This window comes from Vibrio sp. 10N.261.51.C6, assembly GCF_041471785.1.
In the GTDB taxonomy this organism is placed as follows: Bacteria; Pseudomonadota; Gammaproteobacteria; order Enterobacterales; family Vibrionaceae; genus Vibrio; species Vibrio crassostreae_C.
In genome coordinates this window covers 52,416-78,816 of sequence record NZ_JBFRPB010000008.1, presented here as the reverse complement: position 1 = coordinate 78,816, position 26,401 = coordinate 52,416, and the positions used below count along the sequence as shown (strand labels likewise).

Sequence of the window (26,401 nt, the reverse complement as noted above, 5' to 3'; positions counted from 1 at the left end):
ACCTTAATCAACTGCATAAGAGACGTAAGCACATGAGAATTTTGCGTGGCTCCCCAGCTCTATCTGAGTTTCGTGTTAACAAGCTTTTAGAGCTTTGTCGTGAATTAAGCTTACCTGTAACAGGTATTTACGCTGAGTTTGCCCACTTTGCTGATCTAACGGCAGACCTAGATGAGTCTGAAGTTGAGAAGCTAGAAAAGCTACTGACTTACGGTCCAACGATTGAAGAGCATGAACCTGAAGGTTTACTGCTGCTTGCAACGCCACGCCCAGGCACTATCTCGCCTTGGTCTTCAAAATCAACAGATATCGCACACAACTGCGGACTGGCTAAAGTGTCACGTCTAGAGCGCGGTACTGCTTTCTACATTGAAACCTCTGCTGAACTTTCTGAACTTCAACTTGTTGAGCTGAAAGCAATCCTGCACGACCGTATGATGGAAGTGGTTTTCACTGACTTCGAATCAGCGGCGGCACTATTTACCGTTGCTGAGCCTGCTCCTTATGCGGAAGTTGACCTACTAACTGGTGGACGTAAAGCGCTTGAAAAAGCAAACGTTACCCTAGGTCTTGCACTTGCAGAAGATGAGATTGATTACCTTCTTGAAAGCTTCACTGAGAAGCTAGGTCGTAACCCGACGGACATCGAACTAATGATGTTTGCACAAGCGAACTCAGAGCACTGTCGTCATAAGATCTTTAACGCTGATTGGACTATCGATGGCGTTAAGCAAGAAAAATCATTGTTCAAGATGATTAAGAACACCTTTGAAACGACACCAGAACATGTTCTGTCTGCTTATAAAGATAACGCAGCGGTAATGACAGGTTCTGAAGTTGGTCGTTTCTTCCCAGATCCAGAAACTCGCCAGTACAGCTACCACCAAGAAAAAACACACATCTTGATGAAAGTTGAAACGCACAACCACCCAACGGCAATCTCACCGTGGCCAGGCGCATCGACAGGTTCAGGCGGTGAAATCCGTGATGAAGGCGCAACCGGTATTGGTGGTAAGCCAAAAGCGGGTCTTGTTGCTTTCTCTGTATCTAACCTTAAGATCCCGAACTTCGTTCAACCTTGGGAAACTGACTTTGGTAAGCCAAGCCGTATCGTTACTGCTCTGGATATCATGCTTGAAGGTCCTCTTGGTGGCGCGGCATTCAACAACGAATTTGGTCGTCCAAACCTACTTGGCTACTTCCGTACTTACGAAGAGAAAGTAAACTCTCACGCAGGTGAAGAAGTGCGTGGTTACCACAAACCAATCATGCTAGCTGGTGGTCTTGGCAACATCCGTGATGAGCACGTTCAGAAGAAAGAGATCCCGGTAGGTGCAAGCCTAATCGTTCTAGGTGGTCCTGCGATGAACATCGGCCTTGGCGGCGGTGCGGCATCTTCAATGGATTCTGGTTCTTCTTCTGAAGATCTTGATTTCGCTTCTGTACAACGTGAAAACCCAGAGATGGAGCGTCGTTGTCAGGAAGTTATCGACCGTTGTTGGCAGCTTGGTGATGCGAACCCAATCGCATTTATCCACGATGTGGGCGCGGGCGGTATCTCGAATGCTCTTCCTGAGCTAGTCGACGATGGCGAGCGTGGCGGTATCTTTAATCTACGTGACGTGCCAAACGATGAGCCGGGCATGAGCCCACTTGAGATCTGGTGTAACGAATCTCAAGAGCGTTATGTAATGGCGGTTGCTGATAAAGACATGGCAACGTTCGACGCGATTTGTAAGCGTGAACGTGCACCGTACGCAGTGGTTGGTAAAGCAACTGAAGAACGTGATCTGAAATTAGAAGATTCACACTTCGACAACACGCCAATCGACATGCCAATGGACATCCTATTAGGTAAAACACCTAAGATGCACCGTGACGCGAAAACGCTAAAAGCGAACAACCCTGCGATTGACCGTTCTGGCATCGAGATGAACGAAGCGGTTGACCGTGTTCTTCGCTTGCCAACAGTCGCTGAGAAAACATTCCTTATCACCATCGGTGACCGCTCGGTAACAGGCCTTGTAGCTCGTGACCAAATGGTTGGTCCATGGCAGGTTCCTGTTGCTAACTGCGCAGTAACAGCGGCAAGCTACGACTCTTACCACGGTGAGGCTATGTCTCTTGGTGAGCGTACGCCAGTGGCACTTCTAGACTTCGGCGCATCGGCTCGTCTAGCGGTTGGTGAAGCAATTACTAACATCGCAGCGACCAACATCGGCGATATCAAACACATTAAACTGTCGGCTAACTGGATGTCTCCAGCAGGTCACCCAGGTGAAGATGCAGGTCTTTACGAAGCGGTTAAAGCGGTTGGTGAAGAACTATGTCCAGCTCTGGGTCTAACTATCCCAGTGGGTAAAGACTCAATGTCGATGAAGACCAAGTGGGAAGAGAATGGCGAGCAGAAAGAAGTAACGTCTCCGCTATCTCTTGTTATCACTGCGTTTGCACGTGTTGAAGATGTTCGTAAGACAATCACTCCTCAACTGCGCACCCCTGATAACCTTGAAGGACTAGGTAATACAAGCCTAGTTCTTATCGACCTAGGTAACGGTAAAAACCGTCTAGGTGCAACGGCACTGGCGCAAGTTTACAAGCAGCTTGGTGATAAACCAGCAGACGTAGACAACGCAGCGCAACTAAAAGGTTTCTACGAAGGCGTTCAAGAACTTGTAGCGAACGACCAAGTTGTGGCTTACCACGATAAAGGCGATGGTGGTCTATTCGTAACCCTAGCAGAAATGGCGTTCGCAGGTCACTGTGGTGTTAACGCTGATATTGCGGCGTTGGGCGAAGATACGCTTGCGGCACTATTCAATGAAGAACTGGGTGCGGTAATCCAAGTACGTAACGATGACCTAGACGCGGTTCTTTCTACTCTTGCAGAAAACGGCCTAGAAACATGTTCACATGTCATTGGCAGCGTTGTTGGTGAAGGGGAAGCATCTGATGAGTTAGTGATTAAGTCAGGCGCAGACGTTGTAATCCAGCGTAACCGTACTGAACTACGTACTATCTGGGCTGAGACAACGCACAAGATGCAAGGTCTGCGTGATAACCCAGTATGTGCTGACCAAGAACATGAAGCGAAGAAAGACAACTCGGACCCAGGTCTGAACGTGAAACTGAGCTTTGACGTAAACGAAGACATCGCAGCACCGTTCATCAACACAGGTGCTAAGCCTAAGATGGCGATTCTACGTGAGCAGGGTGTTAACTCTCACGTTGAAATGGCAGCAGCATTCGACCGTGCAGGCTTCGAAGCAACTGATATTCACATGAGCGACATCCTAACAGGTCAAGCGGTACTAGAAGAATACAACGGCCTTGTGGCATGTGGTGGCTTCTCTTACGGTGATGTACTAGGTGCTGGTGAAGGTTGGGCGAAGTCGGTTTTGTTTAATGACTCTACTCGTGACCAGTTTGAAAACTTCTTCAAGCGTGAAGATACCTTCTCTCTAGGTGTGTGTAACGGTTGTCAGATGCTGTCGAATCTACGTGAACTTATCCCAGGTGCGGAGTACTGGCCACGTTTCGTTCGCAACGAATCTGAGCGCTTTGAAGCACGTTTCAGCCTAGTAGAAGTTCAGAAGTCAGATTCTGTATTCTTCAACGGCATGGAAGGTTCTCGTATGCCAATCGCTGTTTCTCACGGTGAAGGCCGCGTAGAAGTACGTGATAACGACCACCTAAACGCGATTGAAAACTCAGGTACGGTTGCTCTACGTTACGTTGATAACAACGGTAACCAAACGCAGCAATACCCGAATAACCCGAATGGTTCGCCAAACGCTATCACAGGTTTAACAACGACTGACGGCCGCGTGACAATTATGATGCCTCACCCAGAGCGTGTATTCCGTACGGTTGCAAACTCTTGGTCTCCGGAAGGTTGGGGCGAGAATGGCGCTTGGATGCGTATGTTCCAAAACGCACGTAAGAACGTGAGTTAATTGAAAACGATTTAAACAGTGTTATCGGGACAATAACCACAAGCGCAGATCGAAAGGTCTGCGCTTTTTTTGGTGGTGAGTGTGGTGTAGGGATCACCGTATAGTGGATGTGTGTATAACAAACTTTTGGACAATTCCGTGTCAGTGACTTTTCTAAATTAGTATTTAATGAATAACTACAGGTATAACAAAGTAATTGTTGAGCGCTAATGGGAAGAATTGGTTTATGGTGCGAAAGCAACTGAATTCATATAAAATAGCATAACTAATTGATTCCTATATTTATCAGAGGCAAAGATGAAAAAAACTTTAATTGCAATCAGCTGTACAGCGATCATCGGTGGTGGTGCCTTGGTTGCCAATAACATGTTGATTAAGAATGCAGCAGAAACTGTGACCAGTGAAGTTGAAAGCTCACTAATTGGACTAAAAAACCAATTCATTGATGCCCAACTGATCGATACGGAAATCAACAATAACAATATCAAGCAGAATTTCGCTATCTACATAAACAATGGTTCAAAAAGACTTCCTGAACCAATCTACCTAAGCCACACAGCAACGGTTGCGCCATTCGGACTTAGCGTTGAAGGTAATTTTAGTCTCCCGAAGGATAAAGGACTTACCTCAACGTTAATCAGAGAGGTAGCAAGCTTAAATGAAAGCATAAAATACACATTCGATACCAGCAATCAGTCTTTAGATCTACAAAGCAACTTCTCACTTGGAGAAATCAATACAGGCCGCTCAAGCAACTTCAAACTTGGCGATGTTGAGATTCTGTTTAAAGGCAATAAAGAAGCCTTCACTACATCCACAAAAATTGACGGAATTAGAATCTCTGAAAGAAGAGAACAGGCCTATATAAACGGCATTGAGCTTAAGTCAAATATCACTAATGACACCCATAATACTGAAATAATTGCAAATGATGGAGGTTTCAACGATCGATCTGGTGGATTTAGCTTCAAAGACGCGAAGTTGCATTCAGCAATTACAATTGAAGACAATACGAGCCTGAAGCTTGATTGGAAAGTTGACTCACTAGATCTTCAATCTCCAAACATCACCCAACTATCGAACAAACTTGGCTTAAGTGGTGAGATTAAAGGAGTTAATACTCAAGAGCTTAATAGCTTCATCGGTTTGATTGAAAGAAATCCTACAGAGGAAACAATTGAGGCTGCTTTTAAATCCATAATAGGTAATGGGATCAAATTCGAGAATATCAACATCTTCGTTAATGACTCAAGTTCCGATGGAGAAATTGAAATAATGCCTAAAAATTATAAAGGCTTAACTAACCGAGAATCAGAAGAGGCATTTGAGAAGTCCCTTAAAGTTGACTTCAATGTCACTATCACACCAAAGCTAGTTAAATTACTTGAAATCAACCAAAACGCATTGGACAGACTGTGGAACGAAGAAGAGTCAGGTAACTACACCACAACGATCAAGCAATCACTTGGGAAGACATTCATCAATGGCGTCGAAGCGAACTAACATTTCGTTCAAAAGTCTATTGCCGCCTTGCTATTTGAACATGCTAGGCGGCATGAATTCTCAGCTAAAGTACCAAAAGTACTCCATATATAGTAACGCCTTTCTTCACCGCATAAAATTAACTCAAAAGTTTTAAATATCCCTATGGTCGATACTGCATATCTGAGAAATTCTGAAGGGTAGACTCGGTCGGATTACCTCTTATAGGGTTAATATATATAAACACGATATTTACTATCTCGAACTCTAACCAACAATGGGGCAATAATGATTCCCAGAACATACAAAAAAGCCGCTGGATTGAACCCCAGCGGCTTATTATTTTCTAGCATCTAGCATCTAGCATCTAGCATCTAGCGCTTAGATTAGTTGTTGCTGTGTAGTTCGCTGTTTAGCTCAACAGCAGACTTGTTCGCAAGACATTCAATTTGGCCAGTGATTGAGTTACGACGGAACAGAAGATCAGAAACGCCAGCTAGATCGCGAGCTTTAATGATCTCTACTTCGTTGCCTTCTTTATCTAACATGCGAACCTTAGTACCCGCAGTCACGTAAAGACCAGACTCAACCGTACAACGGTCGCCCATAGGGAAGCCAAGACCAGCGTTTGCGCCTAGTAGGCAGTTTTCGCCGATAGAGATAACCATCGTACCGCCACCAGACAGAGTACCCATGATAGAAGCGCCGCCGCCGATGTCTGAACCGTTACCTACAACAACACCCGCAGAGATACGACCTTCAACCATGCTCACGCCAGTTGTACCAGCATTGAAGTTGATGAAACCTTCGTGCATTACTGTTGTGCCTTCGCCTACGTGTGCGCCAAGACGAACACGAGAAGTGTCAGCAATACGAATACCTGTTGGTACTACGTAGTCCACCATTTTAGGGAACTTGTCTACGCAATCTACAGACAGAGCACGACCTGCAAGGCGAGCTTCGATTTGACGCTCAGCCAGCTCAGGTAGGTCGATAGGGCCTTCGTTTGTCCATGCGATGTTGTGCAGTAGACCGAAGATGCCGTCCAGTACCGTACCGTGTGGTTGTACTAGGCGGTTAGAGATAAGTTGTAGCTTTAGGAAGCCTTCAGCAACTGATGCTGGCTTCTCGTCAGTAGCAAGAACAACAAGAACAAGTGGCTGTTCAGACGCTGCCGCTTTTTCTGCGAAAGATGCGTTAGCTGCATCATCGTTTGCTGCGAATGCTTTCGCCAGTTCTGCGCTTTGTGCAGCAGAGATTTCGATAGCTTGGTTGCCTTCAGCGTAACCTGACACTTCAGCTACAGCTGCTACAAGAGCGTCGCTTGGGTTTAGAAGCGGGTTAGGGAAGAACGCTTCAATGATTTTATTGTCGCGATTTTTGGTTGCCGTACCGAAGGCTAGTGAAAAATAAGCCATGTTGAATCTCCATGTGTTGAGTCTTGATTTTGCTATTCCAAAACAACGGCTCGAATAACAAGCGCTGCCGTTAGCAAAGTTAATTTAATTGCGTTCATCATAAAGAGAGCGCCCTCGTTATGAAAGGGCGTATCGGGATAAAGTCTGTAAAATGATATTGCTTGTCTTTTGAGAGATAGTTTTCTGCAATGAGAAAACACTGCAGATCAACACAAATTGATTGGTGCGTTAATCAACATTCTCCTGTGAATCCCCTCTTTAGATAAACAGTGCCTTATAAGCTTGCTCAATCCCTTCAATCAACATCTGCATACCGATTACCGCGAGTATCAACCCCATCATTCGAGTAATCACGTTCAGTGCGCTTGGTCCAACGGCTTTAACGAAGCGCTCGCCAAATACGACAGCAGAATGTATTTAATCTTAGATACAAATAATTATTAGAAATAGATAGTAGAGCAAGTGTGAATAAGAAACAGTCAGCATAAGGCTGGCTGTTTGGTTTTAGTGATAGGTGTAGAGTTTTAGTCGTCCGTTATTGCTTGATTCTCAACTAACAGACTCTACATAACAGGCAGATTGTGGGACTCACTTTGTCGTTATGCGTGTTGAGATTCACTCACTGCCACAGCCAATGCAACCGTCGATCCGACCATTGGGTTGTTGCCCATGCCGATGAAGCCCATCATCGCCACGTGAGCAGGAACTGAAGAGCTACCTGCGAACTGAGCATCAGCGTGCATTCTGCCCATGGTATCGGTCATGCCGTAAGACGCTGGGCCTGCTGCTACGTTATCTGGGTGCAATGTTCGACCTGTACCGCCACCTGAAGCAACTGAGAAGTATGGCAAACCTTGGCGAGTGCGTTCTGCTTTGTAGATACCCGCTACTGGGTGTTGGAAGCGTGTTGGGTTGGTTGAGTTACCCGTGATACTCACATCCACTTCTTCTCTGTGCATGATCGCTACACCTTCACGTACGTCATCAGCGCCGTAACACAAGATGTCGCCGCGAGGGCCTTGTGAGAAACGGCGGCGCTCAGTTTCAACAAGTTCACCTGTTTGGTAATCGTATTGAGTGCGCACGTAAGTGAAGCCGTTGATGCGAGAGATAAGATAAGCCGCATCTTTACCTAGGCCATTTAAGATCACTTTCAATGGGTTTTTGCGTGATTTGTTGACGTTTAGCGCAATTTTAATCGCACGTTCTGCTGCAGCAAAAGACTCGTGACCCGCAAGGAAGGCGAAGTAGTGGCTCTCTTCATTGAGAAGACGAGCGGCTAGCGCGCCATGGCCGATCCCGACTTGGCGTTGTTCAGCAACACTGCCGGGTTTGGTGAATGCTTGGAGGCCTTCACCAATAATATTAGCGGCTTGTTCTGCGCTGGTGGCTTTACGAAATAGCGCCAGTGCTGAGCCAAGGATATAGGCATCGGCAGCGCTTTCAAAAGCGATAGGTTGGGTATCCATCACTAGCGCTTTTGGATCAACGTTGTGGGCTTTACAGTATTGGTCAGCTTGCTCTAAAGAGTCGAAGTTCATTTCTGCCAATACGCGAGTTACTGATTCATTAAATTGAGTGTTCATCATATCTTTCCTCTAAATTGGCAAAATTACTGTTGGCGTGGGTTAATGGTGGCAACGGCTTCATCGAAGCGGCCATAGGTCCCTGTCGCAAGGTCGGCCGCTTCATTCGCTGGCACGCCTTGGTTAATCGCCTTCATCATTTTTCCGAGGTTGAGATATTCGTAGCCAATCACTTCGCTGTGATCATCAAGTGCAAGTTTGGTTACGTAACCTTCTGCAAGCTCTAGGTAACGTACGCCTTTTGCAGCGGTTGAGTAACTGGTACCCACTTGGCTGCGCTGTGTTTGACCTAAGTCTTCTAATGCAGCGCCAATTTCTAGACCGCCTTCAGAGAAAGCTGATTGAGTTCGACCGTAAACAAACTGCAGGAAGATTTCACGCATGGCTACGTTAATAGCGTCACACACTAAGTCAGTATTTAGGGCTTCAAGAATGGTTCTTCCGGTGAGGATTTCGGCTGCCATCGCGGCTGATTGAGTCATGCCTGAACGACCAATCGTTTCGATTAGGGCTTCTTCGATGATGCCGTTTTTTACGTTCAGCGTTAGTTTTGCTGCACCTTGTTGTGGTGCACAAGTACCGACGCCATGGCTTAAGCCAGAAATAGCGATGACATCTTTTGGACTAACCATAGCGCCTTCAACTGGAATTGGTGCTGAAGTGTGTAGATCACCCCTTTGGATAGGGCACATTGATTGAATTTCTGAAGAGTAGTGCATAATGTTTTCTCACTTATAGAGCCATTTAAGGCCTAGGGCGTTGAGAAAACAGGACGTGTTGGAAGAGGTGCGGCTAATTCACTACAGATCTTGAGTATCGATAATCCAAAGGTGTCATGGAACTTGGTCTTAATAGACTAAGTCCATTTCAAAATGGAGGAATAGCGATACGTCCAACAGTATTACCTGTTTTCGATTCTGTAGGAGTCATTAGCACTGTTCGGAAAGAACGGGCGGTTGAAGCAAAAGCTTAGGTGGAACCCCATCACCTGATGGCTATAGATTAGATCTTCCTCACACTTTCATGCAAGCGAATGTTTAGAGCGATTTCGACTATAAACAAGCTTCATTATATTTCGATAAGTATAAAAAAACGCCAATAACGAACTCTGATTAGAGGCGTCATTGACGTTTTTTAGAAAGGTATCAGCTAGTTAAGCTGCATCTTCTTCTGCGTCTTCAACAGCTTCAAGCTTCTTAGCTTTTTTCGGAGCTGGCTTACGCTTAGCACCTAATGCGTAAAGAACTTCTTCTTTGTTCTTCGCTAGGTACATTGCAAGTTCTTCTTGCTTGCCTTCATCTTCAACTAAATCGCTTTTGCCTAACAGTTCAAAAAGCTCATCAGCCATATCCAGCATTTTGTCGTATGCGTCAGCTTCGGCTTTAGAGGTAAAAGTCATTTTCTCTTCTCCGTTGCGTTCCACCACGTACTTGACGATAACAGCCATGGTTAATCCTCTAAGTTTGATAAATTTTACTGGCTTTTTATACAGTTTCTGATGTTAAAAGTCCAGTTGGAGCCCGTACTATGCGGCCTCAATCTTGATGTGCCGCCCAGTATTCACAATAACTCATGAAAGATTTCAGCAGTGGGCTTTGATATTTGTCTTTATGGACCAGCATCCAGAATCGGCGTTTCATATCAAGTGGCACATTAAGCGCTTTTACTCGGCCTGAATCGATCGCTCGCTGAGCAGCTAAACGAGACAAACAGGCAAAGCCAAGACCGGCAGAAACAGAGTTGATGATTGCTTCTGTGGTGTTGAGTTCAAAAGATTCATACCAATGTTCGATGCGCGGTGCGACGGCACGAAGGAAAAACTCGCGAGTCCCTGAGCCTGATTCACGTAAAATCCAATGGCTGTCTTCTAAATCGCTTAAAATCACTTTTTCTTTGGCAACGAGAGGATGTTGATTACTAACAATAATGCACATTTCATCGCTGCTAAACTGACTCGAAATGAGTTCAGGGTGTAATGTTTTTCCTTCAATTAGCGCGATATCAAGTTCATAATCCACCAACTTTTGGCAGATCAGTGCACTGTTTGAAATGAACAAGCTTTGATCCTGATGTTGAGTTCGTTCGCGAAAGCCTGACAAAATAAACGGTGCGACCTGATTACCAATCGTGTCACTCGCGCCGACCTTTAGATTGCCACTTAAAGGCTGATCATCACGGAACAAAACATCAATACCAGCAGCACGATGTAATATTTCATCCGCCAATGGAAGTAACTTATGTCCCTCTTGGTTGAGAATTAATCGGTTGTTGACCCGGTCAAATAGAGAGTGGCCGAGTTGTTTCTCCATTTCGCCTAGTGCCATGCTGACCGCAGCTTTAGACAGAAACAGAGCCTCAGAGGCAGCAGTCAATGTCGAGTGCTGAGTAATAGTGACGAACACTTTGAGCTGTTTTATTGAAATATTAGCCATCAGATTCCTAGTTTTACTCTGCTGGTGAAAATGGATTCTGTTCAGTATTGATGAACACTTGTTATATATAATTGGATATTGTTTAACGAAGCGCAAGCGTATTATGGCTTCAACAAGCTGATGAGTTCACAAGTTTAGTGAATTAGGTTTAAGAGAGGCTGACATGATTCAACGTATTAAATATAGATTAACAGGAGCTCCAACACCCATGGCAGGGTTAGCACTCGCAATTGCAAGCTTAGGCTGGTGTTGGGATGGTGTTCTAGTCGCACAAGGTATCTTACACACACCGGGTTTGGTGCAGTGGATCAGTGCTGGCATTGCGGCGGTATTACTTCTTGTTTTAGCTGTGAAATTTTTGATTCATGGTCACCTATTGCGTGAAGATCTTGCTCACCCTGTTGTCGGCAGTGTGGTACCAACATTTGCAATGGGGTGCATGGTGGTGTCAGCGTCTTTGGCGCCAATCTCTCAATTCTTACAAGAAGCTATGTGGTTGGCTTCTGTGGCTTTGCATGTTGTGTTTCTAATGAGCTTTTTGTACCACAGAGCTAAAAACTTTGAGATTCACCACATGGTGCCAAGCTGGTTTGTGCCACCGATCGGTATTATCGTCGCTGACGTCTCTTTCTCAGGTAATCCAGTTTTAGAGCCAGTAGCTAACGCGACTTTGGTATTCGGCTTATTGGTTTACGCAGTAATGCTACCAATCATGGTTTACCGTTTGATCTTCTCTCACGAAGTGCCAGATGCTGCAAAACCAACGATTGCGATTATGGCAGCACCGGCAAGCCTATCTTTGGCGGGTTACTTAACCGTTACTGCTAACCCTTCACCTGTGATCATTGGTTTACTATTTGGTATTGCAGTGTTGATGACGTTCATTATCTATATGGCGTTTTTCAAACTACTTCGTCTTCCATTTAGCCCTGGTTATGCAGCGTTTACCTTCCCAATCGTGATTGGTGCGACGGCACTGTTTAAATTGGCGGCTTGGATGGAAAGTGTCGACATTGCAAGCCAATACATAACTCAAGTCCATGCTCTTGCAGTACTGGAACTGGTGGTCGCAACATTGGTGGTGAGCTATGTTGTGATCAGGTATTTAGCTTTCTATCGACCTGTCAAAACCATAATGTTTTCAATGCGTTTGTCGATGAAATAGACGATTAGTCTACTTTGTTTTTAATATCAATTAGATGGTTTGAAAAGTATAATTCAAAGAGTGTACATGAATTAATAGCTAAGATTTAATCGATAAGCTTCGAGTTGTCAAATGAAGGTGAATTTATGAAGTTAAGGGCTCTATTATCAGAAATAGCAAGTAACTGGGTGCAAGCAAAGACAGAGCCATTTTCTAGTCACCCTATTGCTAAGTTACTAAGGAAAGATCTAACTTCATGTTTAAAGGCTGAATTGGATCTTGATGAACGATTTCTGATGAAAGCGAGTGCCGGAGCCGGTAATTGGGCCGATGTCGCTTGGTTATCCATCCTCGACTCAAAAATTACAACTTCAACACAATCAGGTGTATATCCTGTTTATTTGTTTCGCTCAGATGGTTCTGGGGTTTACTTGTCGTTAGGTTTCGGAACCACAGAGTTAAAAAGCAAATATGGGACAACCTTAGCGAAGCAAAAAGCAAAAGAGATGCGAGATAGAATACGTACCTCAAACCAACAGCTTATGCAATGGGATCAGACAGTTGAGTTACGATCGAATACTACATTGGGTCAGTCTTATGAGTGGGCTTCTGCCGGTGCTAAGTTTTATCCGACAGACCAGATGCCAGATAATGATGCTTTAATATCTGACATCAAAGAGCTTTTAGAACTATATGCAGGTATTAATACACGTAATGAGCCTGTAGAACCTACAGTTTTCGTAGAGCGGCAATGCTTATCTAAACCATTCCTTCTTTTAGCCGGTATTTCAGGAACGGGTAAGACTCGCTTTGTTCGTAAACAAGTAGAAGCGACAGGTTCATTGAATGAAACCTATTGCCTAACTTCCGTGCGTCCTGATTGGCATGAACCAAGCGACTTATTGGGGTATGTCTCACGCTTATCAAAAGATGGTCAAGCGGAATACATCACCACTGATGTGTTGCAGTTCATCGCAAAAGCTTGGCGTGGAATCTTTGATAGTGGTTTAAGTGTTCAGGTTCACTCTAATGAACAGCGTGGAGAATGTTTGGTGGTCACTGGTGATAGTCAAACTCAACAAAAAGTACGACCTTATTGGCTCTGTTTAGATGAGATGAATCTTGCTCCAGTTGAGCAGTACTTTGCAGATTATTTATCAGTACTAGAGACGAGAAGTTGGAGTTGGGACAACGACCAATTCATCTACTCTAGCGATCCATTACTGAAGCCATTAGCGTTAGGGTTAGCTGATGAGAAAGGTGATACAGATGAAGTTTACGATAGAAAGCTGCGTTCAAGCTTAGGCTTTGATGATGATAAATATGATGAACTATGGCAGTTGTTCTGTCAGTACGGTCTGGGGATTCCATTTAACTTGATTGTAGCCGGAACGGTTAATATGGATGAAACGACCCATGGCTTTTCTCGTAAAGTTATTGACCGCGCATTGAGTATCGATTTTGGAGAATTTTTTCCTAATGACATAGATGAATTTTTTGAAGCGAAGAAACAACCATTAACCTTAGGTTATCCAATATATAGCCAAGCTAAGCTGGATCTGTTCTCTAAAGTTGAGGCTGATTCTACTGCTGAGAAAACGAAAGAGTTCTTTTTATCAGTAAATGCCGTGTTAAAAGGTACCGCATTTGAATTGGCTTACCGCGCATTTAACGAGCTTTGCTTATCAGTCATTAGTTTTTCTCCTAAGGATGAAGATGAATTAGCGGCTGTTTTTGATGACTTTTTAATGTGTAAGATATTACCTCGTGTTGAAGGTGATGAAGATAAGTTGACGACGGAAGATGGCGGTGCACTATTAGAAAAGTTAGTAGAAGTTCTATCAAATCAAAGCACCTTAAAAGCTATTTGGGATGGTGAACGTGCAGATTTATTGCGTCAGAATATTGAAGATAAAGACACACCAATCAAGGTAAGCTGCCGCTCAAAGATTAAGCTTGAGTATATGCAGTCGAAGTTGCAGTCAGGCTTCACCTCATTTTGGCCATAATAATGGTGATAGGGTAGCAGTAAGAAATGGTGAAGAAAAAGCGTGTGACTATCAAAGCTAAACATGATGATTTTACGGTTTATGTTACATGTGATGATATTGATAGCCCTTTAAGTAAACTAGAGCACACTTACAGACAGCGTGATCAGATATTGCCTTCTGGTGATATTGTATTGATTAGTGTGGGGGGAGTAGCGGCTACATTTGATGATGAGGGTGCATCGTCTATCGCTACCCCTTTCTTTTTTGAAAATCGCCAGTATTGGTTTGATATTGAGTTTGAAAGGTCAGTAATTAAGAATACTGCAACAGTTAATCATAAGCATCGTCTAATCGAAGAAGCTTTTCATCTAACCCGAAATGGTGATGGGCTACAAGCTGCTATTAATTTTGGTAATGATGTCGGTAACTGCAGTTTTAATATTGAGTATCAAGTGGGAGATAAGCTTTGTAGTGCTGAAGTTAGCTTTAATATCTTTGCTACAAAGATGGTGATGGATCAAGACCTTCCTTTGATTAATCGTACCATTGATGATATTTATCCTCTTTGGCGCTATAGCTTAAGTAGCAAAACAAATCAGGGTGTGAGTCAATCACAGCGCAGTACTGAAAAGTTTGAACTGTTTTGGCTTGCTCAGTTTCAGCGTTTGGTTGAAGACCTGCAAAGTGGTGTAAAGCAAGTCATTAACTCCCCTCATAATCGACTGCAATCTTTTTCTAAGTATCAAAAGTTAGATCGGGTTAATAAACGATTGAACCCAAAGCAGGCGGAAAAATCTCAACATTTAATCCAAAGCGGAGTGGCGAACCCAAGACTCCCTATTAGCTTTAAAAAACTGCATATTGATACGCCTGAAAATCGTTTTATTAAAATGGTTATTAATAAAGTCGCTAATAATTTACATCATTTAATTTCTACTATTACCCGCACAGAAAAATCTCAATTGTCAGGCTCTTTTATTCAAAAGGTGCAAACGTGGCAGCATACGTTTAACAAAATGTGCAAGCATCAGCTTTGGCGTGAAGTTGGTACCTTCAAAGGGCAAGGTGGTGAGTCGAAGGTATTACAACAGGGCACTGGCTATGCAAAAGCTTATAAAGCATGGCAGCAGTTAAAATATTATTTAAATAATACTAAAAATCAGACGGATATGTCGGTTAAATCGGTCGCTGAGTTATACGAAATTTGGTGTTTTGTTGAAGTTATGGCTGTTATTAAAAGCCTTGGTTTTAAAGAGATAAAGCGAGAGTTAGCTAAGTTAAAACAAGTGCAGTTTGAAAAGCAATTTAGTAAAGATGGAATGGCTGCTGCATTTGAGTTTTCTCGTGATGATGGAGTGATTATCAAGTTAGCTCATGAACCGACCTTTTCACCTAAAGGAGAGAAAGAGCGCACTTGGACAGCAAATCAACGGCCTGATATCGTGCTGCAGGTTACACTAGAAAATCAAGAGTCCTTTCTCATTTTGTTTGATGCTAAATACCGAATCGATAACTATCAAATCAAAGCTCATAACAAGGGATTTGATGCTGTACCTGAAGATGCAATTAACCAGATGCACCGCTACCGTGATGCAATTATTCATCAGCAAAAATTAGAAAATGAAAACCCGATTAAGAGTCGACCAGTAATGGGCGCTTTTGCTTTATATCCAGGTTTTTGTGATCAAGTGAATACTCATAACCCTTACCAAGATGCTATCGAACAAATTGGCATTGGTGCGTTTGCTCTGCTACCAAGTGTTAACAATCAATTGGGTCATAACTTGTGGCTGAAAAACTACTTACAGCAAAAATTAGGAGCGAGTATTACAAGTCGCTCTAGGTTAAGTAACGACTACTATTTCATCGAAGATTCAGCTCGTATTGCACCTTATGGAAGCTGTAGTGCTCGTTATCAAGATCTGACGATGGTAGCTCCATTAAATGAAATCGGTCGTGATGATAGTTACTTGAATCTAGCTCGGAGTGGCAAGCTTAAGGGGTATCATACACAGCTATTAGCGACCAACCGCCAAAATGTGCACCGTAACATTGTTCGTGAAGTTCGTTATTTATTGATCACTGTTCGTAATAAGGTGACTGATAATAGTCAATTTTCAAAGTATCTATATCGTGTGGCTAATGTGAAGTTGCTACCACGAAGTAAAATAAGCCAACAGTTTACGGGTAAAGATAGTCAACAAGATGGCCTATACTGGTTTTTTGAGTTTACTGATGAGCCTATCATATTGAATACGCCAATAGAGAAGTCTTACCAAGAACACTTTAGGTTCAAGTTAACTAAAGCTGAATTATTGCATCAATTGCATCATTGGGATGACATAAAGGGCGATTATCAGCTTTATGCTGACCTAGACAAAACGTGGTAATTGACAATTACAGCTACTGATATTGGGTTTCTGTGCTTAAATAAAATCCAACTTAGCGGCATAACGGTAAGCAGTTAACAGGATTTAGCTTGAGCTACCAATAGATAGTAAGTTTTTGGCATTTCATAAGCTTATATTCCTAATCCAAACTCGGCACTTATGCTAATCTGGCTTTATATTGTGGCAAGATTAGCGTGAGTGCACTTTGTTTACTGTTTACCATTCCAATAAAGTCGATACTTTAAAAATTCTTCTCGTTCATTTAATCAAAAGTGATCCTTTAGCCAACCCTTTCGAAAAAGAGCAGATCTTGGTTCAGAGCCCGGGTATGTCTCAATGGCTTAAGATGGAACTCGCCAAAGAGTTTGGTGTATCAGCAAATATCGATTTTCCTCTTCCAGCGACCTTCATTTGGGATATGTTTACCCAAGTGCTTCCTGACGTACCGAAACGCAGTGCTTTTAACAAAGAAGCGATGACGTGGAAGCTGATGAGTTTGCTACCCGCGAAACTTGACCACCCTGATTTCTTACCCCTACAGCGCTATCTTGAAAACGACGAAGACGGCTCTAAGTTGTATCAATTAGCCGAGAAAATTGCCGATATCTTCGATGGCTACTTGGTGTATCGACCTGAGTGGATGGCGATGTGGGAAGCGGGAGAACCCGTTGCAGAATTGATTGATAGTGAAGGACAACAAGAGCACCCTTGGCAGCCGATTTTGTGGAAGGCACTCTACGATCAAACGCTCTCTCAAGGCCAATCGAAATATCACCGTGGTAACTTGTATCACGACTTCATTGAAGCGTTAGCTAATCAACAAGGCCAGTTACAACACCTGCCGAAACGTCTGTTTGTGTTTGGTATTTCGTCACTGCCTCCTCGCTACATGGATGCCTTGAAAGCGCTTGGCGAGCAGATTGATGTCCACCTGATGTTTACCAACCCTTGCCAACATTACTGGGGCGATATTCGTGACCGTAAATACTTGGCGAGAGTGGAAGCGCAGCGTCGTAAGCAGTTTGCTTTGGTTGATGGTTTACCTCAGCTAGAAGGCGAAGTCTCACCATTAAAAGATGGCATTGAAGCCAATATTGAAGACGAACTGCATACCAGCCAAGCGGTCGGTAATAGCTTACTTGCGTCTATGGGTAAACTGGGCAGAGATAACCTGTTCTTGCTGTCTCAATCAGACAGCGAAGAGCATGAGTTCTTTATTGATGTCGAGAGAGACAGCCTGCTGCATCAACTGCAAGCCGATATTCTTGAGTTAGAAGAGCACCAAGACGATCACATCTTAGACTCCAGCAACCATAAACAAGTGGTTGAGCTGGGCGATCGTTCGTTGACGGTACACGCTTGTCACAGCCCAATGCGCGAGGTTGAAGTTCTTCATGATCAGTTGTTAGCAATGTTTGACGCAGACCCAACATTAAAGCCACGCGATATCATCGTGATGGTGTCTGACATTAATGCTTATAGCCCAGCGATTCAGGCGGTATTTGGTAATGCTCCGGGTGAGCGTTATATCCCTTACTCGATCTCTGATAGAACTGCAGACCAAGAAAGCCCAATTCTGACCGCGTTCATGCAGTTGGTCGCGTTACCGAACACGCGTTGTCTAGCTTCTGAACTTCTAGAGCTATTAGAAATCCCAGCGATGATGGCACGCTTCGGTATTGATGAATTTCAATTTGAACAAGCTAAGCAGTGGGTTGAAGAAGCGGGTATCCGCTGGGGCGTCGATTCTTCTACGGCAACAGAGTTTGATTTGCCTGCCACCGAGCAAAATACTTGGCTATTTGGTATCCAGCGTATGTTACTGGGTTATGCGATGTCGGATTCCGCAGGTTTGTTTGAAACTGGACACTCTCCAATTGCAGCTTATAACGAAGTTCAGGGCATTAACGCCGAACTTTCTGGTAAGTTAGCGCACTTTATTGATCGTATTGCCCATTACCGTCAACGCCTTGCTGAGACGCAATCCATCGATATGTGGCGTGAAACCTTACTGCAAATGATTGATGATTTCTTCGCCGTTGAGCTAGAAGGCGAGGTGGTGCTTAAGTCGATTCGTGATGCACTTTCTCAACTGAATGAACAGCTTGATGATGCCTTGTACGAACAAGAACTATCGCTAAGCATTATCTATCAGTACTTAAACAATAAACTGTCGGGCGCCCGTATCAGTCAGCGTTTCTTAGCGGGACAAGTTAACTTTTGTACCTTGATGCCGATGCGTTCTATTCCGTTCAAAACCGTCTGTTTGTTAGGCATGAATGATGGGGTTTACCCTCGCTCAATGCCGCCAGAAGGTTTTGACCTGATGAACGGGCGCACTCGACCTGGTGATCGTTCTCGTCGTGATGATGACCGTTACCTATTCTTAGAAGCGATGTTGTCGGCGCAAGAGTGTTTATACATCAGTTATGTCGGCCGCTCGATTCAAGATAATACTGAGCGAGTACCGTCGGTATTGGTTTCTGAGTTGATTGAGTACTGCCACCAGAACTACTGCCTAAGTGCAGATCAAGCGTTACCAAGTGATGATTCTGGTATCAAACTGACTCAAGCAATCAGCTTTGAACACACCATGACACCATTTAGCCCAGCAGCCTTTACGCAAGGTGATGCAGGTCATGTATTGAGCTACGCCAAAGAATGGCTTCCTGCGGCAAATCGTTCTGGTGAGCGCAGTGGTGAATTCAATCGTGCATTGGATGACTATTTGTTGGGGGCAACGTACCCGTTGGAATTGGACCTGGTTGAGTTACAGCGTTTTTGGCGTTTGCCAGTGCAGTACTTCTTTAATCGCCGTCTCAAAGTGGTGTTTGAACCGCCACTTCCTGTAATGGAAGACGATGAGCCATTCGTACTCAATGGACTAGAGAGCTTCCAGCTTAAAGATGCGCTGCTGCAAGTGTTGCTGGACCACCCAGAAGGTGCAGACGAAGCGGTGCGACTGTTTGTCTCTGAGCAAAAAGCCCAAGGTCGATTACCGGTCGGCGCCTTTGGTGACATCGAATTTGAAACCAATCGTGTTCAAGCGGAAGACTTAGCCAAAGAGATTAGATTTGTGAGCGGATCACCGCAGCAAGATCTCGAAGTGAATATCGAGTTTGACGTGTTAGGCGAAGGTAAGCCTGTTCGCTTGATGGGGTGGTTAACTCAAAACTATCAATCAGGTCTAGTGCGTTTCCGTAGCGGCAAAATACGCTCTCAAGATTACTTGGCTGCGTGGATTGATCATCTATCCTGCGCTGTTATGGGACACGGAAAAGCGACCCATATTATTGGCTATGACAGAAAAGAGGGCGTGGTTCACCAAACGCTACAACCTATCGGCGATGCGCAGCAAGCGAAGAGTATATTAGCTGAGTTAGTACGACTGTTTTATCAAGGTATGACTGCACCACTGCCTTACTTCCCGAAAACCGCATTGGCCGGCGTTGAAGCGGGCTTTAGCCGTGGTAAATGGGTCGATGATGAAGAGAAGTCACTTAAGAAAATGGCCGATACTTTTAATGACAGCTTCGCTTTCACTGGCGAGGGTCGAGATACCTACATCTCGCGTATTTGGCCTAAATGGGACGATGAGCTGGCTGCTGAGTCGCGAATGTATTCGACGCTTGTGTTACAGGCGGCAAGGTTGGCGGCTGCCGATCTGGAAGATCAGGAGTAAGTGGCTGTGATCGACAAGATCAATCGCGGGTTCGCTGAATTAATGAATGATGAAAGAGAGTCGCTGGTAAGCATTTGGGATGCTTGCTTTCCTGGTGAAGGGAATCAAGGCGAAGAGAAGCAAGGTACAGGAAATAAAGTGGCCGCCAGTAAATCATTATTAGTGTAGGGCGTTCGCTGTACGGCCACAGGTCAGAGGGACCATTATTCTGTGGTTCAAAGTAACGCCATAAAGTACAAAACTCGTACGCGCTCCTGAACTCGTGGGCGCATAGTAGCGAGGCGATCCGAATTGATCCGTGAGAGAGATCGCACTAACTATTAACAAATTAGCGTAGGACGTAAATTGAATGACGTTTTCCACGCTAGGTCACATTTGTAACAACACATTTATCAGAAGGCAGTAAGGCATGACGACCACAAGCAGTGTTCAGGTAATCGCTCCACAGACACTCGATACCATGACGTTTCCACTTCATGGCGCGCGTTTAATTGAAGCATCAGCGGGTACAGGTAAAACATTTACCATCGCTGGCTTGTACTTACGCTTACTGCTCGGACACGGCACGGCAGCACCAACAGGAGAGCTTACAGAAGCTACCCGACATCATGAGCCACTTACCGTAGATCAAATTCTGGTGGTGACTTTTACCGAAGCGGCAACCGCAGAGCTGCGAGATCGTATCCGTGCACGAATCCATGATGCACGCATTGCGTTTGCTCGCGGGCAAAGTGATGACCCAGTGATTGCGCCTCTGTTGCAAGAGATCGAAGACCATGCTGGCGCTGCGAAAACACTGCTCAATGCCGAAAGGCAAATGGACGAAGCCGCGGTCTACACCATTCACGGTTTCTGTCAGCGAATGTTGACTCAAAATGCTTTTGAGTCTGGAAGCCGCTTTGATAACGAATTTGTGACCGATGAAAGCCACCTAAAAGCACAAGTAGTTGCTGACTATTGGCGTAAACAGTTTTACCCGCTGCCCATTCAACTGGCTGGTGAGGTTCGTAATATTTGGGGTTCACCGGCTGCGTTATTAGCAGACGTAAATCGTTATCTGACAGGATCTCCGCTGAAATTGACGGTAGATGCGATGTCGGGCGACCTGCAAACTCTGCACAACCAAAACCTAGATAAAGTGAAGCAACTTAAAGCGCTATGGTGTGAATCCGAAGCGGACTTTTTGGCTTTGATCTCTGCTTCGGATGTGAACAAACGTAGCTACACCAAGAAGTCTCTGCCGACATGGTTAGAAGCGGTGACAGCATGGGCGCAGAGCGACACTCATGATTATCAATATCCAGATAAGTTAGAGAAGTTCTCGCAAGCAACGTTAATTGAAAAAACACCAAAAGGCGTCGCACCTCAGCATGCCGTTTTCGAAGCGATTGAAGATTTCTTAAATCACCCAGCCGACTTGAAAGCTCCATTGCTGGCACATGCGATTACCCATTGTCGAACTATGCTAGCAAAGGCGAAACAGCAAAAGCAGTGGTTATCATTTGATGATTTGTTGACTCAGTTATCTGCGTCGATCGATGTCGATGAGCAGTCACTGCTGGTGGAGAGAATCCGTACCTTATACCCGGTGGCGATGATCGATGAATTCCAAGATACCGATCCGCTGCAATACAGTATTTTTAGCCGAATCTACCTCGATAATCCGCAGTGCGGCTTGTTTATGATCGGTGACCCGAAGCAGGCTATCTATGGTTTCCGCGGTGCAGATATCTTTACCTACATTAGGGCAAGAAACCAAGTTAGTGCTCACTATACGTTAGGCACTAACTGGCGTTCGAGTGCTGATATGGTCAGCGCGGTAAACCAAGTGTTTATGAATTCGGATAGCCCGTTTATCTACGACCAAGACATTCCATTTCTGCCCGTCGCTGCCAGTCCATCGGCTGACAACCGCCAATGGGTGATGAACGGAGAAACTCAGCACGCACTTACCTTTTGGCTGCAAGAGGCTGAAGATAAGCCATTGCCGAAAGGTGAATATCACAAGGCAATGGCAGAAGCGACAGCGAGTCAAATTCAAACTATTCTGACCGCTTCTCAAAATCAACAAGCCTATTTTGATAACGGCAAAAAACAACATGCCGTGAATGCGGGTGATATTGCTGTTTTGGTTCGAACCGGTAGTGAAGGTCGTCTGATTAAGAACGCGTTGTCGGAACAAGGCATTGCGAGCGTGTATTTATCCAACCGAGACAGTGTGTTCACCAGCTTGGTCGCACAAGATATTCAACGTTTGTTGCAGGCGGTGCTGACACCTGAAAATGACCGAGCATTACGCGCCAGTTTAGCGTCGGAGTTGTTTGCTCTGGATGCCGCATCATTGGATGAACTCAACAACGATGAAGTGGTGTGGGAAAACGTCGTTAACGAGTTTAGAGAATATCGTAAGTTGTGGCTTCAGCGCGGCGTGTTGCCAATGCTTCGCAGCGTGATCAGTAAACGACATCTCGCAGAACGCTTACTGGAAGAAGAAAATGGTGAGCGCTCACTCACTGATTTAATGCACATTGGCGAATTGTTGCAACAAGCAAGACAAGAACTCGACAGTGACTATGGCTTGTTGCGTTGGCTGGCTGAAGCAATCTCAGATGCACAAAATGGTTTAGGTGGCAGTGACGACGACATTCAACGCCTTGAATCAGAAAGAAACTTGGTTCAAATCGTTACCATTCATAAATCGAAAGGCTTGGAATATGACTTAGTATTTTTGCCGTTCGTTGCAAGCTATCGTGAAGCGAGTGAAGGTAAGTTCTACGACCATGATTCAGACACCACAGTACTCGATATTACTGGCAGCGACAGTGCCTTAGCGCAAGCCGATAAAGAACGACTAGCGGAAGATTTGCGCCTGGTTTATGTAGCGCTGACTCGTGCGGTTTATGGCTGTTTTATTGGTATAGCGCCACTGCGTAAAGGGCGTTCAACCAAAGAACCGACAGGCGTTCACTTAAGTGCGATGGGCTACTTGGTTCAAAACGGACAAGAGCAAGGCATCGCCGAGCTACATCAAGCTCTGTCAGCGATTGAGGGTAAGAATTCAAGCGTATTGCTGTCTGAAACACCAACCGCTCACGAGCAAGTTTTTGTACAAGCAGAACAAGTGAGTGACGACTTACAGGCCAGTGAGCTCAAGGCTTCAATTGACCGAGCTTGGCGTATCACCAGTTACTCAGGATTAGTCAAACAGGGCAGCCACGGAGCAAGCCATGATGCGACCATTGAGGTGTCTGGCTTTGATATTGATTCGGCGGATGAACAAGACGAGTCTGAGTTGATAGAACCTGAACGTTCTATATTCACCTTCCCTCGTGGCGCTCGTCCAGGTACCTTCTTGCACACCTTGTTTGAGGATGTTGAATTTACCGAGCCAGCAACCAGCGAGCATAACACGCAAGTAATCACTCACTTATTAGAGTCAGAGCAATACGAACTCGAGTGGTTACCCGTGCTGCAACAGCTTGTCGATACGGTGCTGAACACTGCGTTGGATGGTAAGAACTTAAAACTAAGCGAGAAAGACTCAACGCAACGCTTAGTCGAGATGGAGTTCTTGTTGCCGATCGAAGTGTTAGCCGCATCTGAGCTCAATCAAACCATTCAGTATCATGATCCCTTGTCGGCAAAAGCCGGCGACTTAGGTTTTCAAACTGTACAAGGCATGCTGAAAGGCTTCATCGATTTAGTGTTTGAGCATCAAGGTAAATACTATGTACTCGACTGGAAATCGAACCATCTAGGTGATGACGTTGCCGTCTACCATGGTGAAGCATTGAAATCGGCGATGGCCGACCACCGCTACGATCTGCAATATCAAATCTATGCGCTGGCACTGCACCGCTTCCTACGCAGTCGCGTTGCGGATTACAGTTATGACGAACATTTCGGTGGGGTTTATTACTTGTTCCTAAGAGGAATGGATGGCCAATCACAACAAGGTGTTTTCTCGGCCAAACCAACACTGGCTTTGCTCGATGAAATGGATCAATTGATTGACGGTAAAGTGATAGACAGACGTTCAGCACAATTGAATGACAATGAAACTGGACAGATGGGGCTTTTATAATGACAACGACGACCACTAATACCAGCATAGAAACAGCGAACTCTGTTAAGCCAGTTTCACTTATCCCTGAGCAGTTAATGGATGTGCTCAAGTTTCTTGCAGAAAAGGGTTCGATTCGTCAGTTGGATTATCAATTTGCCCGTTTTCTTGCTCAGCAAGCCACGAGCTACCCTCAAGAGATCGGCTTTCTCGCGGGGGTAGTGAGCCATGAATTAGGCAAAGGACACATTTGTACTCAGCTTATACAGCAGCATACGACAGGCCCTGAACTAGCGGCAGATCTTGCTCAGTTACTTGGGTTATACGGTGAAACTGCACTGCAATTGAACCAAAAACTGTTGGGTATTGATTGGGTGGCTGTGCTTCAATCATCAAACTTAGTGGGAACGACCAACGATTGTGTTAAGCCTCTAATGTTCGATGGGCAGCGTGTCTATTTACAGCGTTATTGGAACTACGAAGTTGTGTTGGCTGAGACCTTAAACCGTTTAAGTAAGCCGGTAGAGTTCAATACTGAGCAGAAAAAAGCGCTGACTGAAACGCTCAATCTGCTTTTTGCACGTAGCTATCATTTTCTGTTTAACGCCTTAGCCAAGGCTGAAGCAAGCCAACAAACGTCTCAGGTATTACGCCAACAATTGGTGTGTGACCATCTTGATATTGTGAATGAGCAGGCTTTAGATTGGGGATCAATCGACCAAGCGATTGTTCAAGCCAAGCAAGTGACAGATTTAGATGCGCTGGATAGCCTCGTGCCGTTATCTGTCTGTTTGAACTGGCAAAAGGTCGCGGCAGCGGTAGCGTTGAGTCGTCGTTTTGCGGTGATTTCTGGTGGGCCGGGTACTGGTAAAACAACCACGGTAACCAAATTACTGTCGGCGATGGTCGAGCAATCTCTCAGCCAAGGTAAAACACCAACGATTAAGCTAGTGGCACCAACGGGTAAAGCGGCGGCGCGTTTAACCGAGTCGATCGGTAAAGCAATTGAACAGCTGCCATTAGCGCCTGAAGTGAAAGCCAACATACCGACCGAATCGAGCACCTTACACAGATTACTCGGCGCGATTCCTAACCGTGCTGAGTTTAGGCATAACCGACGCAATCCACTCCACCTTGATATCTTGGTAGTGGATGAAGCTTCAATGGTTGATCTGTCGATGATGTATAAGCTGGTGGATGCACTTCCTGAGCACGCAAGGCTCATCTTATTGGGTGATAAAGACCAACTCGCTTCAGTAGAGGCAGGTGCTGTGCTCGGTGATATCTGTTCATTCAACTCTGCAGGGTACAGCACAGCGCAAGGCAATTTGATTGCAGAGATGACAGGTTTTGATGCGATAGCTAAACCAAGACAAGACAAAGCTGGAGCGGTGAATCCGCCTGCGATTGCGGATAGCTTGTGTATGCTGCAGAAGAGTTATCGTTTCGATGCGCGCTCCGGTATCGGTCAGCTGGCAAAAGCAATCAATAATGGTTCTGCGAATCAAGTAGACCAAGTGTTTGCCAAAGGTTTTGGCGATATCGAAAACCACCCTCTGTCGAGTGACAGCTATAACCTGATGCTGCGTACTTTGGTTAACGAGTATGGTGCGTACCTCAATAGAATGAATGTGCCGTTGGAAGAGTTAGAAACTCAAGAAGCGAGAGCGAAATCGGTACTCGATTTGTTCAGCCAATGCCGACTGTTGTGTTCCATTCGTGAAGGGGATTTTGGTGTTAAAGGCCTCAACCACAGAATTGAAAGAGCACTGGCCGCAAGGCGTTTGGTGAGCCCTCATAATGATGAGCTGTGGTATCACGGACGTCCTGTTATGGTGACGCGAAATGATCATGGCTTGGGTTTGTACAATGGTGATATTGGTATCTGTATGCTTGAGGCGGGTTCTAGTCAACCTGACTTAACCCCTCGTTTGAAGGTCTATTTTGAGTTGCCCGATGGCAGCGTAAAAGCTGTGCTACCAAGCCGAGTGCCCGATCATGAAACGGCTTATGCAATGACAATACACAAATCTCAGGGTAGTGAATTTGATCTGACCTTAATGATCTTGCCGCCAGATTTCAGCCCTATTTTAACGCGGGAGCTTATCTATACAGGTATTACACGTGCGAAGAAACGACTGATGATGTTCAGCGATACAAATGTGTTGAAGCGTGGGATTAAGGTGAAAACAGAGCGAGTGAGTGGTTTAGGCAGTCGCTTAACGAATTAGTCGTTATGGACGGCTAGAGAAGGTTT

General features: G+C 44.9%; 14 protein-coding genes, 1 pseudogene and 1 riboswitch. Of the genes and pseudogenes, 9 read left to right on the top strand and 6 right to left on the bottom strand.

What is annotated here, in order from left to right; all coding sequences use genetic code 11:
- Positions 1–32: 32 nt before the first annotated feature.
- Entirely contained in the window at positions 33–3,956 is a 3,924-nt protein-coding gene (gene purL / locus AB4375_RS01850) for a phosphoribosylformylglycinamidine synthase (RefSeq protein WP_372050918.1), read from the top strand.
- Positions 3,957–4,253: 297 nt separating this feature from the next.
- Entirely contained in the window at positions 4,254–5,459 is a 1,206-nt protein-coding gene (locus tag AB4375_RS01845; RefSeq protein ID WP_372050917.1) for a hypothetical protein, read from the top strand.
- Positions 5,460–5,824: 365 nt separating this feature from the next.
- On the opposite strand, the gene dapD is transcribed toward AB4375_RS01845, so the two are convergent.
- From dapD to AB4375_RS01815, 6 genes and pseudogenes are all read right to left on the bottom strand, one after another.
- Positions 5,825–6,856 carry a 2,3,4,5-tetrahydropyridine-2,6-dicarboxylate N-succinyltransferase gene (dapD, locus tag AB4375_RS01840; protein ID WP_017059885.1) on the bottom strand — a complete coding sequence of 344 codons (1,032 nt, stop codon included), beginning with the start codon at positions 6,854–6,856 and terminating at the stop codon, positions 5,825–5,827.
- A 258-nt stretch (positions 6,857–7,114) separates the two neighbouring features.
- A pseudogene (locus AB4375_RS01835) lies at positions 7,115–7,258 on the bottom strand (MarC family protein); the annotation flags it as partial.
- 197 nt (positions 7,259–7,455) lie between these two features.
- A complete protein-coding gene (locus tag AB4375_RS01830) occupies positions 7,456–8,445 on the bottom strand; it encodes a GGGtGRT protein (RefSeq protein WP_372050916.1) in 990 nt (329 codons plus the stop codon).
- A 23-nt stretch (positions 8,446–8,468) separates the two neighbouring features.
- Entirely contained in the window at positions 8,469–9,161 is a 693-nt protein-coding gene (locus AB4375_RS01825; RefSeq protein WP_372050914.1) for a hypothetical protein, read from the bottom strand.
- 194 nt (positions 9,162–9,355) lie between these two features.
- Positions 9,356–9,440, bottom strand: a riboswitch (Fluoride riboswitch).
- Positions 9,441–9,595: 155 nt separating this feature from the next.
- Positions 9,596–9,889 (bottom strand): YebG family protein, encoded by a 294-nt coding sequence (locus tag AB4375_RS01820; RefSeq protein ID WP_008223840.1) that lies wholly within the window; start codon positions 9,887–9,889, stop codon positions 9,596–9,598.
- Between the two features lie 88 nt (positions 9,890–9,977).
- Positions 9,978–10,874, bottom strand: a complete 897-nt coding sequence (locus tag AB4375_RS01815) for a LysR family transcriptional regulator (RefSeq protein ID WP_136978973.1) — start codon at positions 10,872–10,874, stop codon at positions 9,978–9,980.
- A 208-nt stretch (positions 10,875–11,082) separates the two neighbouring features.
- On the opposite strand from AB4375_RS01815, the gene AB4375_RS01810 reads away from it, so the two are divergent.
- The 7 genes from AB4375_RS01810 to recD all read left to right on the top strand — a co-directional run bounded on the left by AB4375_RS01810 (position 11,083) and on the right by recD (position 26,375).
- Positions 11,083–12,039: a TDT family transporter gene (locus AB4375_RS01810; RefSeq protein ID WP_372050912.1), complete on the top strand. Its 957-nt coding sequence runs from the start codon at positions 11,083–11,085 to the stop codon at positions 12,037–12,039.
- A gap of 125 nt (positions 12,040–12,164) precedes the next feature.
- A complete protein-coding gene (locus tag AB4375_RS01805) occupies positions 12,165–14,027 on the top strand; it encodes an MrcB family domain-containing protein (protein ID WP_372050911.1) in 1,863 nt (620 codons plus the stop codon).
- 26 nt (positions 14,028–14,053) lie between these two features.
- Positions 14,054–16,399, top strand: coding sequence for a DUF2357 domain-containing protein (locus tag AB4375_RS01800; RefSeq protein WP_102394079.1), 2,346 nt, complete (start codon positions 14,054–14,056; stop codon positions 16,397–16,399).
- Positions 16,400–16,604: 205 nt separating this feature from the next.
- A complete protein-coding gene (recC, locus tag AB4375_RS01795) occupies positions 16,605–20,081 on the top strand; it encodes an exodeoxyribonuclease V subunit gamma (protein WP_372050910.1) in 3,477 nt (1,158 codons plus the stop codon).
- Between the two features lie 6 nt (positions 20,082–20,087).
- Positions 20,088–20,249 (top strand): hypothetical protein, encoded by a 162-nt coding sequence (locus AB4375_RS01790; RefSeq protein WP_372050949.1) that lies wholly within the window; start codon positions 20,088–20,090, stop codon positions 20,247–20,249.
- 241 nt (positions 20,250–20,490) lie between these two features.
- Positions 20,491–24,165, top strand: coding sequence for an exodeoxyribonuclease V subunit beta (gene recB / locus AB4375_RS01785; protein WP_372050909.1), 3,675 nt, complete (start codon positions 20,491–20,493; stop codon positions 24,163–24,165).
- Entirely contained in the window at positions 24,165–26,375 is a 2,211-nt protein-coding gene (gene recD, locus AB4375_RS01780; RefSeq protein ID WP_372050908.1) for an exodeoxyribonuclease V subunit alpha, read from the top strand. The genes recB and recD overlap by 1 nt, the downstream gene beginning before the upstream one ends.
- Positions 26,376–26,401 lie beyond the last annotated feature (26 nt).